Source organism: Saccharospirillum sp. MSK14-1, assembly GCF_003054965.1.
Taxonomy (GTDB): Bacteria; Pseudomonadota; Gammaproteobacteria; order Pseudomonadales; family Natronospirillaceae; genus Saccharospirillum.
Window position 1 is genome coordinate 1 of record NZ_MIES01000026.1, and the last position, 19,569, is coordinate 19,569.

Consider the following 19,569-nt stretch of genomic DNA (forward strand, 5'->3'; position numbering starts at 1 on the left):
GCTATCCCCAACTACCGGGCAGATTCCTACGCGTTACTCACCCGTCCGCCGCTCGACGCCTCCTAGCAAGCTAGGATCGTTTCCGCTCGACTTGCATGTGTTAGGCCTGCCGCCAGCGTTCAATCTGAGCCATGATCAAACTCTTCAGTTTAAAGTCTGGCAAACCATCCGAAGACAATCCGCCTTTACTCATGACTCGTTCGCAAGCTGAAACTCCCTAAAGAGTTTCAACGCCTCTCAGAATTTTCTGACAGGTCACTTGTCGATCGAGTTTGCCTCGAAAGGCATATAGGTCGACCCACAAGCGCCCACACGAATTACTTGATTCCAATACTGTTAAAGATCAACGAGCCGCGCTGTTGGCGCTCGTTTAAGCGAGGCGCGTATTCTACGCCTGCGCCGCACCCTGTCAACTCTAATTTGCAAAATTCGTTTAGGAATCAGCTTGTTAGCGGCGCGCTCTTCGAAGACTCGAACAGCGCTTCAGGATGGCTGTCGGTGACAGCGGAGGCGCATTATAGAGATGGACTTGGTGCTGTCAAGGACGCGATTGCGCTTATTTCACCACTTTCAAAGATGGCTTTTTGGCGCCACTGTCTTTCTGACCTTTCAGGTCTTCCGGAGCTGAGGGTGGCGGCTCGGTTGGTTCTTCGATATCGAAGCCCATACCCTGGCCATTTTCTTTGGCAAAAATGGCCATGACCGCTCCCATCGGCACCCGGATCAAGGTCGGAACCCCACCGAAACGCGCACTGAATTCGATCCAACGGTTATCGATGGCCAGCTCACGCACCGCTGTCGGTGAAACATTGAGCGTTATCTGACCGTCACGAACAAACTGCACCGGCACTTCCACGCCAGGGTAGTCTGCCGCAACAACCAAATAGGGGGTGCAGTCATTATCCAGCACCCACTGATGGATGGCTCGAACCATGTAAGGCTTGTTCGAAGTCATCTCACTCATGATCAGTCCCGCATTTCCTGTTCAATCTCAGACAGACTGACCTGGAAAGATTCACGCGCAAACAAACGCTCCATGTATTGCAGCATGCTCTTGCATTGCTTCTCTGGCAGTTCGATACCCAGCGCCGGCAGGCGCCACAGAATCGGGGCAACACAGCAGTCGACCAGCGTAAACTCTTCATTCATGAAGTAATCGTACTGCTGGAAAACCGGCTCCATGGCGATCAGGTTTTCACGCAATTCTTTGCGCGCCTTCGTCACACTATCTTTGCTCTTAGCCGCAACGATGGCATCAACTTTGTCACACCATTCACGCTGAATCTGAGCGATGTATTGGCGGCTACTGGCACGAGCCACCGGATAGACGGGCAACAACGGGGGATGTGGAAAACGCTCGTCGAGGTACTCCATCATCACATAATGTTCGTACAAGACCAGATCACGATCGTGCAAAACAGGCAGAGTATTGTAAGGGTTGATGTCCAACACCTCTTCAGGAATGTCTTCCGGGTCGACATCTTTGATGTCAACTGACACACCTTTTTCAGCCAGAACGATGCGAACACGATGGCTATATTGGCTGGCTGGATCAGAATAAAAGGTCATGGAAGAACGCTTGGCAACAACGCCCATCAGGTACTCTCCTCGATGCTAAAAACACCCTAGTGAAGACAAAACAAGCGCGGACAAGCCGCGCTTTGCAATCAATAACTTTTTAACGAAGGCTGGAATTAATGGATGTCTTTCCAGAGCTCGCGATACAACAGCTGAGCAATCACCAGGAAGACGGCCAGGAAAGCAAACACCATCCAGCCGATGCGTTCGCGGTCTTTTTTGAACGGCTCTCCAGTGTATTCCAGGAAGTTAACCAGATCGTAAACCGCTTCGTCATATTCAGACTGGTTCATCGATCCTTCAACTTCGTAGTGCTCACATCCACCTTCGGTGATGGTCTGGCCAGTCAGCGGATCAAAACGCTTATCGCTGACGGGATGCGGCGCTTCAGCACATAAACCCTGCAGCTCCATCAATACGTGCGGCATGCCGACGTTATTAAAGCGGACGTTATTGACACCCATTGGACGGCTTTCATCTTTATAGAAACCACGCAAATAGGTGTATAACCAATCCGGACCACGAACACGAGCAACAAGCGTCAAATCAGGCGGGGCAGAACCGAACCAGGCTTTACCATCGTCTTCGCTCATGGAGTTCTCCATCAGCGAACCAAAACTTGCGTCAGTAAAGACCAAGTTCTCCATCAAAATATCTTCAGGAATATCCAGATCCGTAGCCATCCGATTATAGCGAGCATGCTCCAGCGAGTGACAACCCATACAGTAGTTCATGTACAACTGGGCACCGCGCTGCAATGACGGCTTGTTAGTGACGTCTGTTTTGATGTGGTCAAGAAACAGATCTTCGCCACCAGCCGACAGGGCCATCATTGGCAACAAGCCAACAAAGAGAGACAACAAAATTTTCTTCATCATTCTGGCACCCTCTCCGGCACAGGCTTTGTCGACTCCCAACGCGTATAAAACGGCATCAGAAGGAAAAAGGCGAAATAGATTACAGCAAAGAAGCGAGCCAGCCATGTGTTCTTAACATCAGCCTCCATGCCGCCAAGAGCAGACAGGGCAATAAAGGATAAAGCAAACAGAATAACGGCTATTTTGCTGTACCAACCTTTATACCGCCAAGAACGGACCGGGCTTCGGTCCAGCCAAGGCAGGATAAACAACAGAGCTATGGCCGCGCCCATGGCAACAACACCTAACAACTTATCAGGCACCGCTCTCAAGATGGAGTAGAAAGCACCGTAATACCAGGTTGGTGCGATATGCTCAGGTGTCTTCAAAGGATTAGCTGCTTCGAAGTTCGCGTGTTCCAGGAAGTAACCGCCACCTTCTGGGAAAAAGAAGAGCACACCACAGAAAACGAACAAGAAGATTATAATCATCGGAAGCTTGCCGATGGTGAAGTAAGGATGGAACGGAATCCCATCCAAAGGACGACCCTTGTCATCCATATGCTTCTTGATATCGATACCGTCAGGGTTATTCGAACCCACCTCATGCAGCGCCAGTACGTGCAATACCACCAGCAAAACCAGCACTAATGGCACCGCAATGACATGCAACGCAAAGAAACGATTCAGGGTAATACCCGAGATCAGGAAGTCACCGCGAATCCATTCAGTCAACCCATCACCGATGACGGGAATAGCACCAAACAGGGAGATGATTACCTGGGCACCCCAATAGGACATTTGCCCCCATGGCAAAACATATCCCATGAAACCCTCAGCCATCATCGCCAAGTAGACGAACATACCAAACACCCAAATCAGTTCCCGTGGTTTTTGGTACGAGCCATACATAATGCCCCGGAACATGTGCAGGTATACGACGATAAAAAAGAAGGAAGCTCCCGTAGAGTGCATATAACGGATTATCCACCCAGAGCCACCTGCCAAATCACGCATGCCGGCTTCAACAGCATGAAAAGCTTCAGCCGTGCTTGGAACATAAATCATGGTTAGCCAAATCCCAGTCAAAATTTGATTGACCAGCATCAACATGGCTAAAAGACCAAACACATACCACCAGTTCAAATTTTTGGGGGCATAGTACTTGGACATGTGTTTTTCATAGGCACTGGTAACCGGTAAACGCCGGTCAATCCACTGCATTACAGCGGGCTTACTAGTACTCATCAGGCGGCCTCCTCACCAACAGTCAAAACGGTGCCATCAATGCGATGGGGCGGCACCACCAGATTGGTCGGCGCTGGCACACCACGGAATACGCGACCCGCCAGATCGAAGCGAGAGCCATGACAAGGACAGAAGAACCCACCCATCCAGTTTTCATCAAACGGCTGAGGCTCTACTTCTGGACGAAACTGTGGCGAACAGCCCAAGTGTGTACAGACGCCTTCGAGCACCAGCAGATCGTCCGAAAGCGAGCGCAAGATGTTTTGCGCATATTCCGGCTGCTGCGAAGCAACTTCAGACTGAGGATCAGACAGACGGCTCATGAACGCATCTTGTTGCAGGTTTTCAATCATGGTCTCAGTGCGACGCACGACGAAAATAGGCTTTCCTCGCCACTCTACAGTCCGTATCTCACCGGCTTCCAGCGTACCAATATCGACGCTCACGGGCGCGCCAACGGCTTTGGCTTTCTCACTGGGGTACCAGGATTTGACGAAAGGGGTTGCGACTCCCACTGCACCCGCAGCGCCCATGGCACCTGCGGCAATGTAGAGAAAGCGGCGCCGACCCTGATTTACGCCGTCTTGCGTCATTATTAGGTCCTCTGTCTGAAGGTAGTGTAGTACTGGGCAGATGCCACAAAATGGAGGGAATACTAAAGAATTACGCCTTCTGTGACAAGAAAACCCTTCGCCGAACAAGGGTATACAAAAGCCGCATAAACATTGCTGCAGCCCCCGTCAGGCGCTGGCTGCAAACAAAAACGCCCGGCATGAGCCGGGCGCTTGTACAGTCCACCAACGCGATTAACGCTTGGAGTACTGAGGACGCTTACGCGCTTTGTGCAGACCGATTTTCTTACGCTCGACCATACGGGCGTCGCGAGTTACGTAACCCGCAGCACGCAGCGGCTTGCGCAGATTTTCGTCATAAGCGATCAGAGCACGAGTAATGCCGTGGCGAATCGCACCGGCCTGACCGTTGGCACCGCCACCGGAAACGCTGATAACAACGTCGAACTTATCGGTCATTTCGACCAGTTCCAGCGGCTGACGCACGATCATGCGTGATGTTTCGCGGCCGAAGTACTCTTCCAGCGAACGCTTGTTGATGCGAATGTCGCCGTTGCCGGGGCGCAGGTATACGCGCGCGGCAGAGGTTTTGCGGCGACCGGTACCGTAGTTTTGCTGAATGGCTGTCATGATGCTCCCCGTTAAATCTTCAGTTCTTTCGGCTGCTGAGCAGTATGCGGATGTTCAGTACCGGCATACACCTTCAGCTTCTTCAGCATGGTCCGACCCAGCGGTGTGCGGGGGATCATACCTTTAACGGCCAACTCGATGATTTGCTCAGGCTTGTGATCAACCATCTTGTTGAAGCTCATGGACTTCAGGCCACCCGGATAACCAGTGTGACGGTAATACATCTTCTGGCTCGCTTTACGACCGGTCACAGCCACTTTCTCAGCGTTGACCACGACGATGTAATCGCCAGTGTCGACGTTCGGCGTGAACTCGGCTTTGTGCTTACCGCGCAGACGACGAGCAATTTCTGTGGCCAAACGGCCCAAGGTCAGACCGTCAGCGTCGACAACGTACCAGTCGCGCTTCACTTCTGCCGGTTTTGCTACAAATGTTTTCATCTTAGTCTCTTAACTCCGCCATGTAAGTGGGGGCTCAGGGGAAGTTAATCCAGAATGAGGGCGCGGATCATATATAAGATGCAGGACTGGAGCAAGCCTTTTTAGCGGGCCAAATCCAGTTTTCACCGATAGCGTTCAGGCGCTTGCATCTGCGACAAGCCATAACCCAAAGCGCCCATGCAACAGCAGGCCGTAAACAGCAAGCCAAAGGTGGCTCCATTAATGCCCGGTGCGGTGATATCGGGGACGCCAAAGCGACTGACGCCCCAAAAATAGGCCAGGCTCGAAAACAGGAAAGTCAGAATGAGCATCACGACCACCAGATAACCTTTGGCATCGTAAGCCGACACTCGCCCATCACTCACCAGGGACTGCAAACCCAGGACCGCAGCGCTACCGCCGCCTGCGTTAATCAGCAACAACCCCAGTAAATAGACGATCATGCATCTTCCTCCAAACTTTCTCGTTTAAGCCGACACTCAGTGTTCGCGCGTTTTACGGAAACCGATCTCCGGGTGCCGCTCCTGCGCCATCTGCAAATTCACCATGGTCGGGGCGATGTACGTCAGGTTATCGCCGCCATCCAGTGCCAGGTTGTCATGGGCTTTATCACGGAACTGCTCAAGCTGACGCTCGTCCGGCGCTTCCACCCAGCGCGCGGTAGCAACACTGATGGGTTCGTAGACCGCCTCGACTTTATATTCGCTTTTCAAACGCTGTGCCACGACATCAAACTGTAGCAGACCCACGGCACCGACAATCAAATCATTGTTTTTCAGTGGGCGGAATACTTGCACCGCACCTTCTTCAGACAACTGTAGCAAACCCTTCTGCAGCTGTTTGGCTTTGAGCGGATCTTTTAGTCGAATGCGGCGAAACAATTCCGGTGCAAAGTTGGGAATGCCGCTGAACTTAATCTCTTCACCCTGAGTGAAGGTATCGCCAATCTGAATGGTGCCATGATTGTGCAGGCCGATGATATCGCCGGCCCAAGCTTCTTCGACAGCCGCCCGATCGCCCGCCAGGAATGTCAGCGCATCGGAAACGCGCACGTCACGGCCGAGCCGGACCTGACGCATCTTCATGCCTTTTTCGTACTTTCCGGACACAATACGCAAGAAGGCAACACGGTCGCGATGGTTCGGATCCATATTCGCCTGAATCTTGAACACAAATCCTGAGAAAGCGTCTTCCTCGGCAGTGACTTCACGTTGGTCAGTCGCACGCGGCTGCGGTGTTGGTGCCCACTGAATCAGGCCATCGAGCATATGGTCCACGCCAAAGTTACCCAGCGCCGTGCCGAAATACACCGGTGTCAGCTGACCCGCCAGAAACTCTTCCAAATCGAAAGGGTTCGCTGCCGCTTTGAGCAATTCAATTTCATCGCGCAGTTCATCGGCATACCCATCCAAGGCGGCATCCAACTCCGGATTATCGAGCCCTTTGATCACCCGACGTTCAGTGATGGTATGACCAAAACCGCTTTGGTAAAGAATGACTTCGTCGTTCAGCAGATGGTAGACACCTTTAAATTGCTTACCTTGCCCGATAGGCCAAGTAATTGGCGCACAGCTGATCTTAAGAATGTTTTCGACTTCATCCATCAGCTCGATGGGGTCGCGAATATCGCGGTCGAGCTTATTCATAAACGTCAGCACAGGCGTTTCGCGCATGCGTGCGACGTCCATCAGCTTAATGGTGCGATCCTCCACACCCTTGGCCGCATCAATCACCATCAAACAGGAGTCGACCGCCGTTAAGGTGCGATAGGTGTCTTCTGAGAAGTCTTCGTGCCCGGGTGTATCCAGCAGATTGACCAGCTTGTCGTGATAAGGGAACTGCATCACCGAGGTGGTAATGGAAATACCCCGGTCTTTTTCCATTTCCATCCAGTCGGACTTGGCATGCTGGCCCGATTTTTTACCCTTAACAGTGCCTGCCGTCTGCAACGCCTGTCCGAACAACAGCACCTTTTCAGTGATGGTGGTTTTACCCGCATCGGGGTGGGAGATGATGGCGAAGGTGTGGCGTTTGCCCACTTCGCTGGCAATTTTTGTGTCTGTCATTGAATAAACCTGTCATGCCGTAACGACCGGAGCCGTTCAATTTGCCCAACCAGAATCCTGGCGGGACTCAGCCAGAAACCTGAGACTCATAAAAGTTGCGAACGTTGGGCTACATGGCTCACCTGCGGGTCGTAACGGGGCGGTCTGCTCTGAGTTTGGGCAGAACCGGGAATCGTGTGGTAATGCAGCCGGCATTATAATGATCAGCGGCCAATATTCGACCACCGCAATGCCTAACCAGCGATCTTGCGGACACACCACTCCAGTGGCCCGGTACGAAAACGGCGTAACCAGAACACACTGACAACAACAGCCGCACAGCAAAACACCAGCGCGGCCAACCAGGAACACTCAACACCTTGCCCGCCCAGAAGCCCCAATGCCTCCAAGGACCCCATACCGACAATAACGTGCGCTACGTAGAGGGTCAGAGACAGCCGGCCCGTAGCCGATAAGGCGTTTATCCACATCGCTCCGGGCTTGCGCAATGCCAACGCAATACACACCAGCAGTACCGCGGTGGCCGAGGCCGACGCGCTCAAAACGTACTGCGGTAGAGGCGGCATCATGTCGATCGAGGTCAACACCGCCAAATCGCTGCTGGGTGTGGCCGCAAATTGATCACGCACCCAGACGCCGAGCCCCCAGAAACTGCCTTCAACCATGGCCAAGACGATAACGGCGCCGATCAGTAATCGACGCCGGATGCGGGCATCGGTTAAATCACGGCGACCCAGCCACATTCCCCACAATAAAAATGCCAGCCAAGGCAGGACGGGATGAAATCCATTAAAAAACAATCGACGAATCATCCCCAGGGGCAACCAGCTATCTTGATAGGTCAAAGATGACCAGTCCCAACCGGCCTCATAATCGAACATCAGCAACAACAGCGAGAACGCCAAGATAACCACCGCCGCCAGCCACAACAGCGCGCGATCAGACCACACCAGAACCCAGGCGGCGAAGACAAAATACAGGCCGTAATAATGCAGAATATCGGCCGGCCAAATAGCGGTGTACGCCGAGCCAACCACGAAAAGCAGCAACCCTCTGCGCACGACACCTCGGCGCTGCTGACGGACAACACCAAACTCGGCGTGCCCACGAGCGTGAGCGGTCATCAAGCTGATGCCAATGCCCGCCAGCACCACGAACAGCGCTGACGCACGCCCCTCAAATAACAAGGCCAGGCTCAGTAACCAGTCTCGACCGTGATCGGCGCCCATAACCAGCCGGAAGTTAACCACCACCATGCCAAACAGTGCCAGCGCCCGGGCGACATCCAGTCCTTCAATGCGTTGTGTCACTATCGATCACTCCTGTTGGGTCCGTTCGACCATTCATGTCACCAAAGCCAGGCTCCAATCACATCGCATGGTTTATAGCTATCACTCAGCCAGTCTGTTTGAGCGCATACACCAACGCTGCAGCGATCGCGTTTAACCATCGGCCATCATAACCTTCGACCGATACTTTTCGACCGCTGCGCGCCCCTCTTACGGTTGTGGTCGTAAAAAATGACTGGGCGGTCGTTTGAGTTGTTTGCGGAACGCGCTTGAGAACGCTGAGGGGCTGTCATAACCCAGCTCATAGGCTACGACGCTGACCCGAGTACCTGACATCAATCGCTCCATCGCCGCCAACACCAAGGCTCGGTTGCACCAGTCAATCAGGCTGAGGCCGGTTTGCTGTCGGAACAAACGGGTGAGTGACCGCCGACTCAACCCCACCTGATCACACCAGTTATTTAACCGGACACCCGCCTGCGGTCGCTGCGCATACGCCTCACACCGTGCACGCAATGCTGGGTGAGCCGGCAGTGGCAGTGAAAATGGCATCGACTGGAGTTGCTGTATTTCCAGCATCAACAACTGATGCAGCAACCGATCGCGCTCTGTTTGCTGCGCTTGGGCACTGAGCACAATCGATTCCTTGAACAGGCTGACCAACAACTCGGTTGCCGCAAACACCTCACACTGCGTCGGCATGATGGCCGCGGCCTGCGGCTCTACATAGAGGTTGATCAGATGCACCCGGTCGCTGATCAGCACCGAATGCTCCACGCCTGGCGGTATCCACAGCGTGCATTGCGGTGGCATAACCCAGGCGCCCTGGTCCGTTTCCACGCGTACCAAGCCATTTTCAGCAAACAATAACTGGCCACGACGATGGCGGTGCGGAGCAAACACATCCTGAGGCTGACACCATTCGCCCTTAGTAAAGAGGTCACGGACAGGTGTGGTCATAACGATGGCCCAATTGATAAAGAAAATGACCCTATTGCATATTCAGGCCAACTGCCAGTCTGGCGCATGCTGCTTAAACTGACAGGAGAGCCGTATGACCACCCCCACTGTGTTATCCCGAACCACCGAACGCACCCTAATCACCGGCCTCAGCCTGTGCCATTTGCTGAACGACCTGGTGCAATCCGTTTTGCTGGCCATCTACCCGCTGCTGAAAACCGACTTTTCGCTCAGCTACACCCAACTGGGTTTGCTGTCGCTGAGTTATCAGTTGACGGCTTCCTTGATGCAGCCGCTGATCGGAAGCTGGGCTGATCGCTATCGGCTGTCTGCATTACTGCCGCTGGGCATGCTGTGCACTCTGGCTGGCCTGCTGACGCTGGCCTTCGCGCCGCATTACACGGGCCTGCTAACAGCCAGCCTGATGCTTGGACTGGGTTCGGCCGTGTTTCACCCTGAAGCCGCACGGCTGGTTCGGTTGAGCAGCGCCCACAAACCCGGACTGGCACAGTCACTGTTTCAATTTGGCGGTAACTTAGGCGCAGCCCTGGGTCCTCTGTTGGTGGTTGCTCTGGTATTGCCGATTGGCCGTTCGCAGATCAGTTGGTTTGCTGTGCTCACACTGGCAGCTCTGCTATTGATACTGCGCCTGGCACCCTGGCAACGCCAACCCAAGACGACACACCCCCCCAGCCGAAACCGGGCATCACTGAATCGACAACAACGCTGTGGCCTGGCATTACTGTTTGGGTTGATGCTCGTGAAATGGCTTTATCTGGCCTGTTTCAGCAACTTCTACTTGTTCTACCTGATGCACCGTTTTGTACTGGATCAGAACCTGGCGCAAATTGGCCTGTTCCTGTTTCTGGCGGCGGTTGCCAGCGGCACCATCGTCGGCGGCTGGGCCAGTGATCACCTGGGTGGGCGCAGCGTTATCCTGGCGTCGTTTGTGCTCGCATTGCCATTCAGCCTTGCCGCTACCAGCGGTTACTTGCCACTGGCATTACCGGCCGCCGTGCTCTCCGGTGCGATTTTGGCATCCGCCTTTCCGGTCATGGTGGTGTACGCTCAGGATCTGATTCCCAACCGGGTTGGCGCCGTTTCCGGCTTGCTGTTTGGATTGGCGTTCGGTCTGGGCGGAATTGGCGCGGCGGCGCTAGGCGTGGCGGTGGATCACTTTTCCTTGCACAGCGTGTTTTGGGTTTGCAGTCTATTGCCGCTGATCGGTGTGCTGGCTTACTGGTTGCCGCCGATCGCTCAAGAGGGGCGCGATTTATGCGCTGAACCGGTAAACTGAGCGCTTTCCACGAACCTCAGTCTCAGCCTTTATGCCGCACGAAAAAGACACCATCTACGCCAGCGACCACGGCCAGGTCGCTGATTTCCGCTTTGATGAGCAGGTCGCCCGCGTCTTCCCGGACATGATCAAACGCTCGGTGCCCGGTTACAGCCATATCATCGCCATGATTGGCGTACTGGCTGAGCAGTATGCCCAGCCGGACAGCCAGCTGTACGATCTCGGTTCGTCGCTGGGGGCCGCCAGCCTCGCGATGCGGCATCGCGTTCACACGCCCGGTGCGCGCATTATTGCGGTGGATAACAGCCAAGCGATGCTCGATCGCAGCCGCGATTTTCTCGACAGTGAAGATTTACCCACACCCGTGCACACTCTTTGCGCCGATATCACCAACCTGACGCTCGAGCGCGCTTCGTTCGTAGTCCTGAATTTCACGCTGCAATTTGTTCCACTGGAAGAACGTCAGGCGACACTGCAACGCATTTACGATGGCATGCTGCCCGGTGGTGCTTTGGTGTTGTCGGAAAAACTGCGCTTCGAAGATCCGGTACAGGAACAATTGCTCGGGCAGCATCACCACGATTTTAAACGCGCCAATGGTTACAGCGATTTGGAAATCAGTCAGAAACGTCAGGCCATTGAACGGGTGCTATTACCGGAAAGCGCTGACGATCATTTAAACCGTTTGCACAGCGTTGGATTTCAGGTGGCAACACTCTGGTACCAGAGTTTTAATTTCGCTTCTTTCCTGGCCATCAAATGATTGATTACCGTCCTTTTATTGAGTGTTTATCCAATACCTCCCTTGCTCATTGGCAAGCGCCATTAAGCGAACAAATGGCACAATTATTTGCCAACTTAAACGACGGGAATTTGCCACGATTTTTGCAGCAACTCGATAAGCTACCGAATATTGATCACTTAAAAATCAACCTGGATCGAGTCGCTGCTAGTACCGAGCAACCGCTAACACAAGATCAATCAGAATCACTCAATGAGGCATTGCGCGGTTTGATTCCCTGGCGCAAAGGTCCCTTCCAATTATTCGACACTTTTATCGATTCTGAATGGCGTTGCGACCTGAAGTGGGCGCGTGTTGCGCCACATTTAAGCGATTTAAAAAATCGTACCGTTTTGGATGTCGGCAGTGGCAATGGCTACTATGGCTGGCGCATGAAAGCAGCGGGCGCACGACTGGTGGCGGGCATTGATCCGTCCTGGTTGTCGGTCGTTCAACACCTGGCCATTAACCGTTATTTTAATGACCCCAGCCACACTGTTTTGCCACTGACACTGGAACAGTTAACTCCCAATTTGGAAGCCTTTGATACGGCATTTTCCATGGGGGTTCTGTACCATCGACGTTCACCCTTGGATCACCTCAGCGAGCTCCGTGCTGCTTTGCGACCCGGCGGAGAACTGCTGTTGGAAACTCTGGTGATTGACGGCGGTGAACGTGAAGCCTTGGTACCACCCGGGCGTTATGCCCGCATGAATAACGTTTGGTTTTTGCCCTCGCCTCAAGCGTTGGCACTGTGGTTAGAGAAGGTAGGCTTTGAAGACGTTCACATTGTTGATGTCACTCATACAACGACAGAAGAGCAACGCAATACCGACTGGAAACCCGGTCAATCACTGGCCGATTATCTGGATCAAGACGACCCTAACTTAACCATTGAAGGACTCCCCGCACCGCTGCGCGCGGTGTTGATCGCCCGCAAACCGGACGACCAACAACGTTTACGTCGCTATCAGCTTTAAGAATAATTAACGCAATACCTTAGCCGTAGCTTCAATTTCAATCAGCAAATCCGGCTCGGCTAAAGAAGCCACACCAATACCGGTTAACGCGGGTCGATGTTCGCCAAAATATTTGGGCAACAAGGGCGCAATGGAAGGCAAGTGATCGGCTACTTCGCCGCGCACATAGATGCGTAATTGCAGCACACCTTTGACCCCTGAGCCAGCTGCTTCCAGGGCAATGACTAGATTCGCCAGAGCGGCGTCCGTCTGCTCAGCGATGCCGTCGTGCAAGCGCCGACTGTTGCTGTCCCAGTCCACTTGGCCAGAAACAAATATAAGACCGGTATCGGTATCAACCGTGGCTTGCGATAAGCCGACCGGTGTACCGTCGTAGAGGTGTTCGGGGTTGATCATTTCAATGGACATGGCAGCGCTCTCGGTGCAATTGATTGAGCGCGCATCTTATGCAGCGCGGCCAGGCCCAACCATCAATCACGCCTTGTATCCGATACAAGCACGCTCAAAAGTAAGTCTGCATCCATGTCAAAACCCGCCTCAATAATGGATCGGAAGCGGCGCTTGGATGGTAAGCAGCAACCACTTCATAGCCGGGAGGCAACGGCTGTAATGGCAATTCATAAATTCCCTCTAAACGCGGCAATCGACGTGGCAGAAACGCAACCAATGCCGCCTGTTGCAGCGCCCGTTGCGCCATATAAAAACTGGGCACGCTGAGCACAACGCGTCGCTTAATATCGCGCCGTTCAAACCAGTCCTGCGCCGAACCTTTAAAATCGGCGGTTCCGGGTGAGGTCACGACAAAATCTAAACCCACCAGTTGAGACAAACTCAAAGCGGTATTATCGGGCACAGAGTGATGCGCGGAATACAGTCGATATTCTTCAGTAAAGAGTGCACGTGATTCCAAACCTTCCGGCACATAGGCTGACGTCGTTAATGCCAGATCGATGTCACCTTGTTGCATCCGACGAGTCAGAGACTGAGCTTCAATATTGATCAGTTTCAGTCGAACGTTGGGTGCCCATTCGCGCAATTCGGCTAACAGCGGTAACGCAATGAGTTGCTGTGTGTAGTCAGTCGCAGAAATCACCAGCGCGCGATCCAATTCGTTCAACGCTTGCTGGCCCGGTAACGGAATTGCCTGCACCGCCGCCAAAACGTGCTGCAATTGCGCTTCAATCGAGCGGGCATAGTGGGTGGGCGCCATACCCTGACCGGAGCGAACAAACAAAGGGTCGCCCAGCAGTTCGCGCAAACGATTCAGCTGTTGGCTCACGGCCTGCTGCGACAGACTCAAGTGTTCGGCAGTCGCCGAGATCGAACCGGTCTGCAGCAGAACAGCCAGCGTCCGCACTTGTTTGAGTTCCAGCTTTTCAATCATGTCGAACCCACCTATTGGGACCCGCATTGTTACCCAAGCATTCTGTAACGCAAAAAAAAAGCGACCCGAAGGTCGCTTTTTAACTGCATCAGTCTGGCATCACTTCAGGCGTTTGGATTCCCGCAGTGTGCGCAACTGGGCAGCGGCCCGCGCCAGGTCGGCTGCGACCTGTGCAAACTCCGCTTCGGCCATCTTATCGGCGATGGCTTGTTCGGCGTCCTGCTTGGCTTTTGCCGCTGCGGCTTCGTCGATGTCGTGCGCGCGCAAAGCGGTATCAGCGAGAATGGTCACCACGTCCGGCTGGACTTCCAGGAAGCCTCCAGAAACGTAGTACACCTCTTCACTGCCGTTTTGCAGCGTCAGCTTGACCGGCGCCGGATTCAGGCGGGTCAGCAAGGGCGCGTGCTTGGGTTTGATACCCAGCTCGCCCTGCTCGCCTTCACAGACGATGGTCTCGACCAGCCCTTCGAAGATTTTCTCTTCGGCGCTGACGATATCGCAATGAACAGTCATGGCCATAGCTACCTCCGCCCTGATTAGCCTTTGCTACGGGCGTTGTGTGCTTCCATTACTTCGTCGATCGAACCCTTCATGTAGAAGTCCTGCTCGGCGACCTCATCGTATTCACCGTCCAGGATGCCCTGGAAACCACGGATGGTTTCTTTCAGTGATACGTATTTACCTGGAGCACCTGTGAAGACTTCCGCCACGTGGAACGGCTGAGACAGGAAACGTTCGATCTTACGAGCGCGCGCTACCGTCAGTTTGTCTTCATCAGACAGTTCGTCCATACCCAGGATGGCGATGATGTCCTTCAGCTCTTTGTACTTCTGCAGCACGCCCTGAACGCCACGGGCACAGTCATAGTGCTCACCGCCGACGACCAGTGGGTCGAGCTGACGAGAGGTAGAAGCCAGAGGATCAACCGCTGGGTAGATACCCAAAGCAGCGATGTCACGGCTCAACATGACCGTTGCGTCCAAGTGGGCGAAGGTGGTCGCCGGAGACGGGTCAGTCGGGTCATCCGCCGGTACGTACACTGCCTGAACGGAGGTAATGGAACCGGTCTTAGTGGAGGTAATACGCTCCTGAAGAACGCCCATTTCTTCCGCCAATGTCGGCTGGTAGCCCACCGCAGACGGCATACGGCCGAGCAGTGCTGATACTTCGGTACCGGCCAGGGTGTAACGGTAGATGTTATCGACGAACAACAGAACATCACGACCTTCGTCACGGAACTGCTCGGCCATGGTCAGGCCGGTCAGCGCCACACGCAGACGGTTACCGGGCGGCTCGTTCATCTGGCCGTAAACCATGGCTACTTTCGATTCCGCCAGGTTGTCCAGTTTGATAACGCCGGCATCACTCATTTCGTGATAGAAGTCGTTACCTTCACGAGTCCGCTCACCCACACCGGCGAAAACAGACAGGCCGGAGTGTTCGATGGCGATGTTGTTGATCAACTCAAGCATGTTGACCGTTTTACCCACACCGGCACCACCGAACAGACCGACTTTACCGCCCTTAGCGAACGGGCAGATCAGGTCGATGACCTTGATGCCGGTTTCCAGCAGCTCGGTGTTCTGTGATTGCTCAGCGTAGCTCGGAGCATCACGGTGAATGGTGGCGTGTTCTTGCGAACCAATGTCACCGCGTTCATCGATGGGTTCACCGAGAACGTTCATGATGCGACCCAGAGTGGCCGTGCCGACCGGTACGCTGATCGCTTCACCGGTATTGTCTACTGCCAAACCACGTTTCACACCTTCGGTGCTGCCCATGGCAATGGCCCGGACAATGCCGTCGCCCAGCTGCTGCTGAACTTCGAGTGTCAGGCCAACTTCATTTACTTTCAGAGCGTCATAGATCTTGGGGACGTTATCGCGCGGGAATTCCACGTCGACAACGGCGCCGATGATCTGGGTGATACGTCCGCTACTCATCTTCTGTATCCTCTCAAAACCGTGTTATTGCACCGCGGAAGCGCCGCCGACAATTTCAGCGATTTCCTGAGTAATCGCTGCCTGACGCGCCTTGTTGTATTCCATATTGAGACTTTCGATCAGATCCTCAGCATTATCACTGGCGCTCTTCATTGCCATCATGCGTGCGGCCTGTTCACAAGCAAAGTTCTCCACTACGCCCTGATAAACCACCGATTCGACGTAGCGAACCATCAGGTGGTCGAGCAGTGACTCAGCGTCTGGCTCGTATAAATAGTCCCAAGTATGGCGGCGCGCGCTTTCGTCTTCGGCCGCTTCCAGGGGCAACAGCTGTTCAAGGACCGGCTTCTGTACCATGGTGTTCACGAATTCATTGAACACCAGATACAGACGATCGATCTTGCCCTCGTTGTAATCGTCCAGCATGACCTTGACGCCGCCGATCAGATCGCTCACAGAAGGCTTATCACCCAGCTGTGACATCGAAGCTGCGACATCGAAGCCGCGACCTTTGAAGAAACCGGTGCCTTTACTGCCGATGGCACTGATTTGCACTGATGCGCCTTTGTCTTGCCAGGCATTGGCTTGCTGAATCACCTGTTTGAACAGGTTGGCATTCAGACCACCACACATGCCTCGGTCCGTGGAGACCACGATGAAACCCACACGCTTGACGTCACGCTCAACCAAATAAGGGTGGCGATATTCCGCGTTGGCGTTGGCCAAATGGCCGATCACCGCGCGGATTTTGTCCGCATAGGGCTTACTGGCATCCATCCGATCCTGGGCTTTACGCTTCTTACTCGCCGCAACCATTTCCATGGCCGAGGTGATTTTCTGCGTGTTCTTAAAGCCCGCTATCTTTGTCCGTATCTCTTTTCCGGCTGCCATAGCATTGCCTCAGTTCAGTCGGCCACCTGAGGTGGCCGGTGAATTACCAGGTCTGGGTCGCCTTGAATTTCTCCACGGCGTCCTTCAGCGATTGGGCAATCTCATCGTTGTAGTTGCCCGAGTCGTTGATCTGTTTCATCAGATCAGCGTGTTCGCTGTTCATGTAGGCATGCAGGGCCGCTTCGAAACGTCCGACTTCGCTGACTTCCAGCGCTTTCAGATGACCTTCGTTGGCGGCATAGACGGAAACAGCCATTTCAGCGACCGTCAGCGGCGCGTACTGACCTTGCTTCATCAGCTCGGTGACGCGAACACCATGGTCCAGCTGGGCTTTGGTGGCTTCATCCAAGTCCGATGCGAACTGGGAGAATGCCGCCAGTTCACGGTACTGAGCCAGAGCGGTACGAATACCACCGGCCAGTTTCTTGATGATCTTGGTCTGAGCCGAACCACCTACACGAGAGACCGAGATACCGGCGTTCATCGCCGGACGAATGCCGGAGTTGAACAGGTCGGTTTCCAGGAAGATCTGACCGTCGGTAATGGAGATCACGTTGGTCGGTACGAACGCAGAAACGTCACCACCCTGGGTTTCGATGATCGGCAGCGCAGTCAATGAACCGGTCTGGCCTTTCACTTTACCGTCGGTGAATTTTTCAACGTAGTCAGCGTTAACGCGAGCCGCACGTTCCAGCAGACGGGAGTGCAGATAGAAAACGTCACCCGGGAATGCTTCACGGCCCGGCGGACGACGCAGCAACAGGGAAATCTGACGATAAGCCACTGCCTGCTTGGACAGATCATCATAGATGATCAGCGCGTCTTCACCGCGATCGCGGAAGTATTCACCCATGGTGCAACCGGCGTACGGAGCCAGGAACTGCATGGACGCAGGTTCTGAAGCCGTGGCTGCAACGATGGTGGTGTATTCCATCGCGCCGTGTTCTTCCAGCTTGCGTACCACGTTGGCAACGGTCGATTGCTTCTGACCAACCGCCACGTAGACACACTTAATGCCAGAGTTTTTCTGAGCGATGATGGAGTCAACGGCCAGAGCGGTTTTACCGGTCTGACGGTCGCCAATGATCAACTCACGCTGACCACGGCCGATCGGCACCATGGCGTCGACGGCTTTGTAACCCGTCTGTACCGGCTCATCAACCGACTGACGAGCGATTACGCCCGGCGCGACCTTTTCCAACGGATCGGTCAGGTCGGTGTTGATCGGGCCTTTGCCATCGATGGGGTTACCCAGGGCGTCAACGACGCGACCGAGCAGTTCCGGGCCGATCGGTACTTCCAGAATACGACCGGTACACTTACAGATCTGACCTTCGGCCAGGCCTTTGTAGTCGCCCAGAACGATGGCGCCAACGGAGTCTTGCTCCAGGTTTAGGGCCATGCCGAAGAGGCCGCCCTCGAATTCAATCATCTCACCGGACATCACATCGCCCAGGCCGTGAATGCGCACAATACCGTCGGAAACACTGACGATGGTGCCTTCATTCTGAGCCTTGGAAGCGGTATCGAGCTTGCTGATACGCTCCTTGATGATGTCACTGATTTCTGAAGGATTCAGTTGCTGCATTTCATTTCCCTCATTAGGAATTCATTGCGTCAGCGAGCTTCGCCAACTTGCCGCGCACCGAACCGTCGATGACCAGATCGCCCGATTTGATCAGCACACCGCCAATCAGGGCTTCGTCAATTTCGACGGTTAAGCTGACTTTGCGACCCAGTTTCGTGGTCAGTTTTTCTGTCAGCTTTTGCTGCTCGCTATCGCTCAAAGAAAATGCACTGGTCACCAGTACATCAGCACTCTTTTCATGCTCAGCTTTCAGCGCTTCATACTGCACGCTGATTTCGCCAAGCAACGACAGGCGGCGGTTTTCGGCCAGGACGTCGATCAGGCTGGTAACGCCATCACCAATCGCATCGCCAGCAACATCTTTCAATGCGGCGGCCTTGTCGGAAGCCGACAGGGCTGGATTGTTGATCAGGTCTTCAACCTGGCTCTGCTCGCTGATAACAGCCAGAGTCGCCAGTTGCTTGGACCATGCGTTCAGCGCCTGACTGTCCAGTGCGGCGTTGAAAGTAGCCTTGGCGTAAGGACGAGCGAGCGTACTGAGTTCTGCCATGCTTCCCCCTTACAGCTCTGCTGCCAGCTTATCCAACAACTCGCTGTGTTTTTTCGCGTCGACTTCAGAGCCCAGAATGCGCTCAGCGCCAGCCAGAGTCAGTTCAGAAATCCGCTCACGCAATTGCTCACGCGCTGCTGTGACTTCTTTATCGACTTCAGCCTGGGCAGAGGCCACGATGCGGTCGCCTTCTTCACGAGCAGTCACCTTAGCTTCATCCACCAATTGGGTGGCGCGCTTGTTGGCTTGCTCGAGGATGGCTGCCGCTTCTTTCTTGGCTTCGCTCAGCTGCTTCTCCGCTTCGTGCTTGGCCAGTTCCAGATCTTTGGCAGCACGGTCGGCAGAATCGAGCCCTTCGGCGATTTTCTTCTGGCGGGCCTGCATGGCTTCCATAATCGGAGGCCAGACAAACTTGGCACAAATCCAGACGAAAACGGCGAAGACGACGATTTGTCCGATAAAAGTTGCGTTAAAGTTCACGCCTTCACCTCGTTTTGGTTGGTTTAATCACAGTAC

22 protein-coding genes and 1 rRNA gene are annotated in these 19,569 nt (G+C 54.1%); 3 read left to right on the forward strand and 20 right to left on the reverse strand.

The window, feature by feature from the left end; genetic code table 11:
- The 12 genes from BGP77_RS03830 to BGP77_RS03885 all read right to left on the reverse strand — a co-directional run.
- A 16S ribosomal RNA gene (locus BGP77_RS03830) occupies nt 1–151 on the reverse strand; the annotation flags it as partial.
- Between the two features lie 405 nt (nt 152–556).
- Nucleotides 557–964 carry a ClpXP protease specificity-enhancing factor gene (locus BGP77_RS03835; RefSeq protein ID WP_199224191.1) on the reverse strand — a complete coding sequence of 136 codons (408 nt, stop codon included), beginning with the start codon at nt 962–964 and terminating at the stop codon, nt 557–559.
- A gap of 2 nt (nt 965–966) precedes the next feature.
- The gene (locus tag BGP77_RS03840; protein ID WP_108163413.1) at nt 967–1,596 is read right to left on the reverse strand and encodes a glutathione S-transferase N-terminal domain-containing protein; all 630 of its coding nucleotides are present in this window, start codon (nt 1,594–1,596) and stop codon (nt 967–969) included.
- A gap of 98 nt (nt 1,597–1,694) precedes the next feature.
- Nucleotides 1,695–2,456, reverse strand: coding sequence for a cytochrome c1 (locus tag BGP77_RS03845; protein WP_370446822.1), 762 nt, complete (start codon nt 2,454–2,456; stop codon nt 1,695–1,697).
- Nucleotides 2,453–3,682 (reverse strand): cytochrome bc complex cytochrome b subunit, encoded by a 1,230-nt coding sequence (locus BGP77_RS03850; RefSeq protein ID WP_108163414.1) that lies wholly within the window; start codon nt 3,680–3,682, stop codon nt 2,453–2,455. The genes BGP77_RS03845 and BGP77_RS03850 overlap by 4 nt, the downstream gene beginning before the upstream one ends.
- Complete coding sequence (gene petA / locus BGP77_RS03855; RefSeq protein WP_108163415.1) at nt 3,682–4,275, reverse strand: ubiquinol-cytochrome c reductase iron-sulfur subunit; 594 nt, start codon at nt 4,273–4,275, stop codon at nt 3,682–3,684. Before petA ends, BGP77_RS03850 begins: the two co-directional genes overlap by 1 nt.
- A 213-nt stretch (nt 4,276–4,488) precedes the next feature.
- Nucleotides 4,489–4,884 carry a 30S ribosomal protein S9 gene (gene rpsI, locus BGP77_RS03860; protein ID WP_108163416.1) on the reverse strand — a complete coding sequence of 132 codons (396 nt, stop codon included), beginning with the start codon at nt 4,882–4,884 and terminating at the stop codon, nt 4,489–4,491.
- A gap of 11 nt (nt 4,885–4,895) precedes the next feature.
- Nucleotides 4,896–5,324, reverse strand: a complete 429-nt coding sequence (gene rplM / locus BGP77_RS03865; RefSeq protein WP_108163417.1) for a 50S ribosomal protein L13 — start codon at nt 5,322–5,324, stop codon at nt 4,896–4,898.
- A gap of 122 nt (nt 5,325–5,446) precedes the next feature.
- Nucleotides 5,447–5,767, reverse strand: a complete 321-nt coding sequence (locus tag BGP77_RS03870; RefSeq protein ID WP_108163418.1) for a hypothetical protein — start codon at nt 5,765–5,767, stop codon at nt 5,447–5,449.
- 36 nt (nt 5,768–5,803) lie between these two features.
- Nucleotides 5,804–7,390, reverse strand: a complete 1,587-nt coding sequence (gene prfC / locus BGP77_RS03875) for a peptide chain release factor 3 (RefSeq protein WP_108163419.1) — start codon at nt 7,388–7,390, stop codon at nt 5,804–5,806.
- 233 nt (nt 7,391–7,623) lie between these two features.
- Nucleotides 7,624–8,700, reverse strand: coding sequence for a DUF418 domain-containing protein (locus tag BGP77_RS03880; RefSeq protein WP_108163420.1), 1,077 nt, complete (start codon nt 8,698–8,700; stop codon nt 7,624–7,626).
- A 189-nt stretch (nt 8,701–8,889) separates the two neighbouring features.
- Nucleotides 8,890–9,639, reverse strand: coding sequence for a helix-turn-helix domain-containing protein (locus tag BGP77_RS03885; protein ID WP_108163421.1), 750 nt, complete (start codon nt 9,637–9,639; stop codon nt 8,890–8,892).
- A 94-nt stretch (nt 9,640–9,733) separates the two neighbouring features.
- On the opposite strand from BGP77_RS03885, the gene BGP77_RS03890 reads away from it, so the two are divergent.
- The 3 genes from BGP77_RS03890 to cmoB are packed head-to-tail and all read left to right on the forward strand — an operon-like array spanning nt 9,734 to nt 12,697.
- Entirely contained in the window at nt 9,734–10,936 is a 1,203-nt protein-coding gene (locus BGP77_RS03890) for an MFS transporter (RefSeq protein WP_108163422.1), read from the forward strand.
- Between the two features lie 31 nt (nt 10,937–10,967).
- Nucleotides 10,968–11,699 (forward strand): carboxy-S-adenosyl-L-methionine synthase CmoA, encoded by a 732-nt coding sequence (gene cmoA / locus BGP77_RS03895; RefSeq protein ID WP_108163423.1) that lies wholly within the window; start codon nt 10,968–10,970, stop codon nt 11,697–11,699.
- Complete coding sequence (gene cmoB / locus BGP77_RS03900; protein ID WP_108163424.1) at nt 11,696–12,697, forward strand: tRNA 5-methoxyuridine(34)/uridine 5-oxyacetic acid(34) synthase CmoB; 1,002 nt, start codon at nt 11,696–11,698, stop codon at nt 12,695–12,697. The genes cmoA and cmoB overlap by 4 nt, the downstream gene beginning before the upstream one ends.
- Before the next feature lie 6 nt (nt 12,698–12,703).
- Here cmoB and BGP77_RS03905 read toward each other — a convergent pair whose 3' ends face one another.
- From BGP77_RS03905 to BGP77_RS03940, 8 genes are all read right to left on the reverse strand, one after another.
- A complete protein-coding gene (locus BGP77_RS03905; protein ID WP_108163425.1) occupies nt 12,704–13,105 on the reverse strand; it encodes a RidA family protein in 402 nt (133 codons plus the stop codon).
- Between the two features lie 94 nt (nt 13,106–13,199).
- Nucleotides 13,200–14,081, reverse strand: coding sequence for a LysR family transcriptional regulator (locus BGP77_RS03910; protein ID WP_108163426.1), 882 nt, complete (start codon nt 14,079–14,081; stop codon nt 13,200–13,202).
- A 99-nt stretch (nt 14,082–14,180) separates the two neighbouring features.
- Nucleotides 14,181–14,600: a F0F1 ATP synthase subunit epsilon gene (locus tag BGP77_RS03915; protein WP_108163427.1), complete on the reverse strand. Its 420-nt coding sequence runs from the start codon at nt 14,598–14,600 to the stop codon at nt 14,181–14,183.
- 17 nt (nt 14,601–14,617) lie between these two features.
- Nucleotides 14,618–16,024: a F0F1 ATP synthase subunit beta gene (gene atpD, locus BGP77_RS03920; protein ID WP_108163428.1), complete on the reverse strand. Its 1,407-nt coding sequence runs from the start codon at nt 16,022–16,024 to the stop codon at nt 14,618–14,620.
- Between the two features lie 24 nt (nt 16,025–16,048).
- Nucleotides 16,049–16,915, reverse strand: a complete 867-nt coding sequence (gene atpG / locus BGP77_RS03925) for a F0F1 ATP synthase subunit gamma (protein ID WP_108163429.1) — start codon at nt 16,913–16,915, stop codon at nt 16,049–16,051.
- A 43-nt stretch (nt 16,916–16,958) separates the two neighbouring features.
- Nucleotides 16,959–18,503: a F0F1 ATP synthase subunit alpha gene (gene atpA, locus BGP77_RS03930; protein WP_108163430.1), complete on the reverse strand. Its 1,545-nt coding sequence runs from the start codon at nt 18,501–18,503 to the stop codon at nt 16,959–16,961.
- 13 nt (nt 18,504–18,516) lie between these two features.
- Complete coding sequence (locus BGP77_RS03935) at nt 18,517–19,053, reverse strand: F0F1 ATP synthase subunit delta (RefSeq protein WP_108163431.1); 537 nt, start codon at nt 19,051–19,053, stop codon at nt 18,517–18,519.
- Between the two features lie 9 nt (nt 19,054–19,062).
- Nucleotides 19,063–19,533: a F0F1 ATP synthase subunit B gene (locus BGP77_RS03940; protein WP_108163432.1), complete on the reverse strand. Its 471-nt coding sequence runs from the start codon at nt 19,531–19,533 to the stop codon at nt 19,063–19,065.
- Nucleotides 19,534–19,569 lie beyond the last annotated feature (36 nt).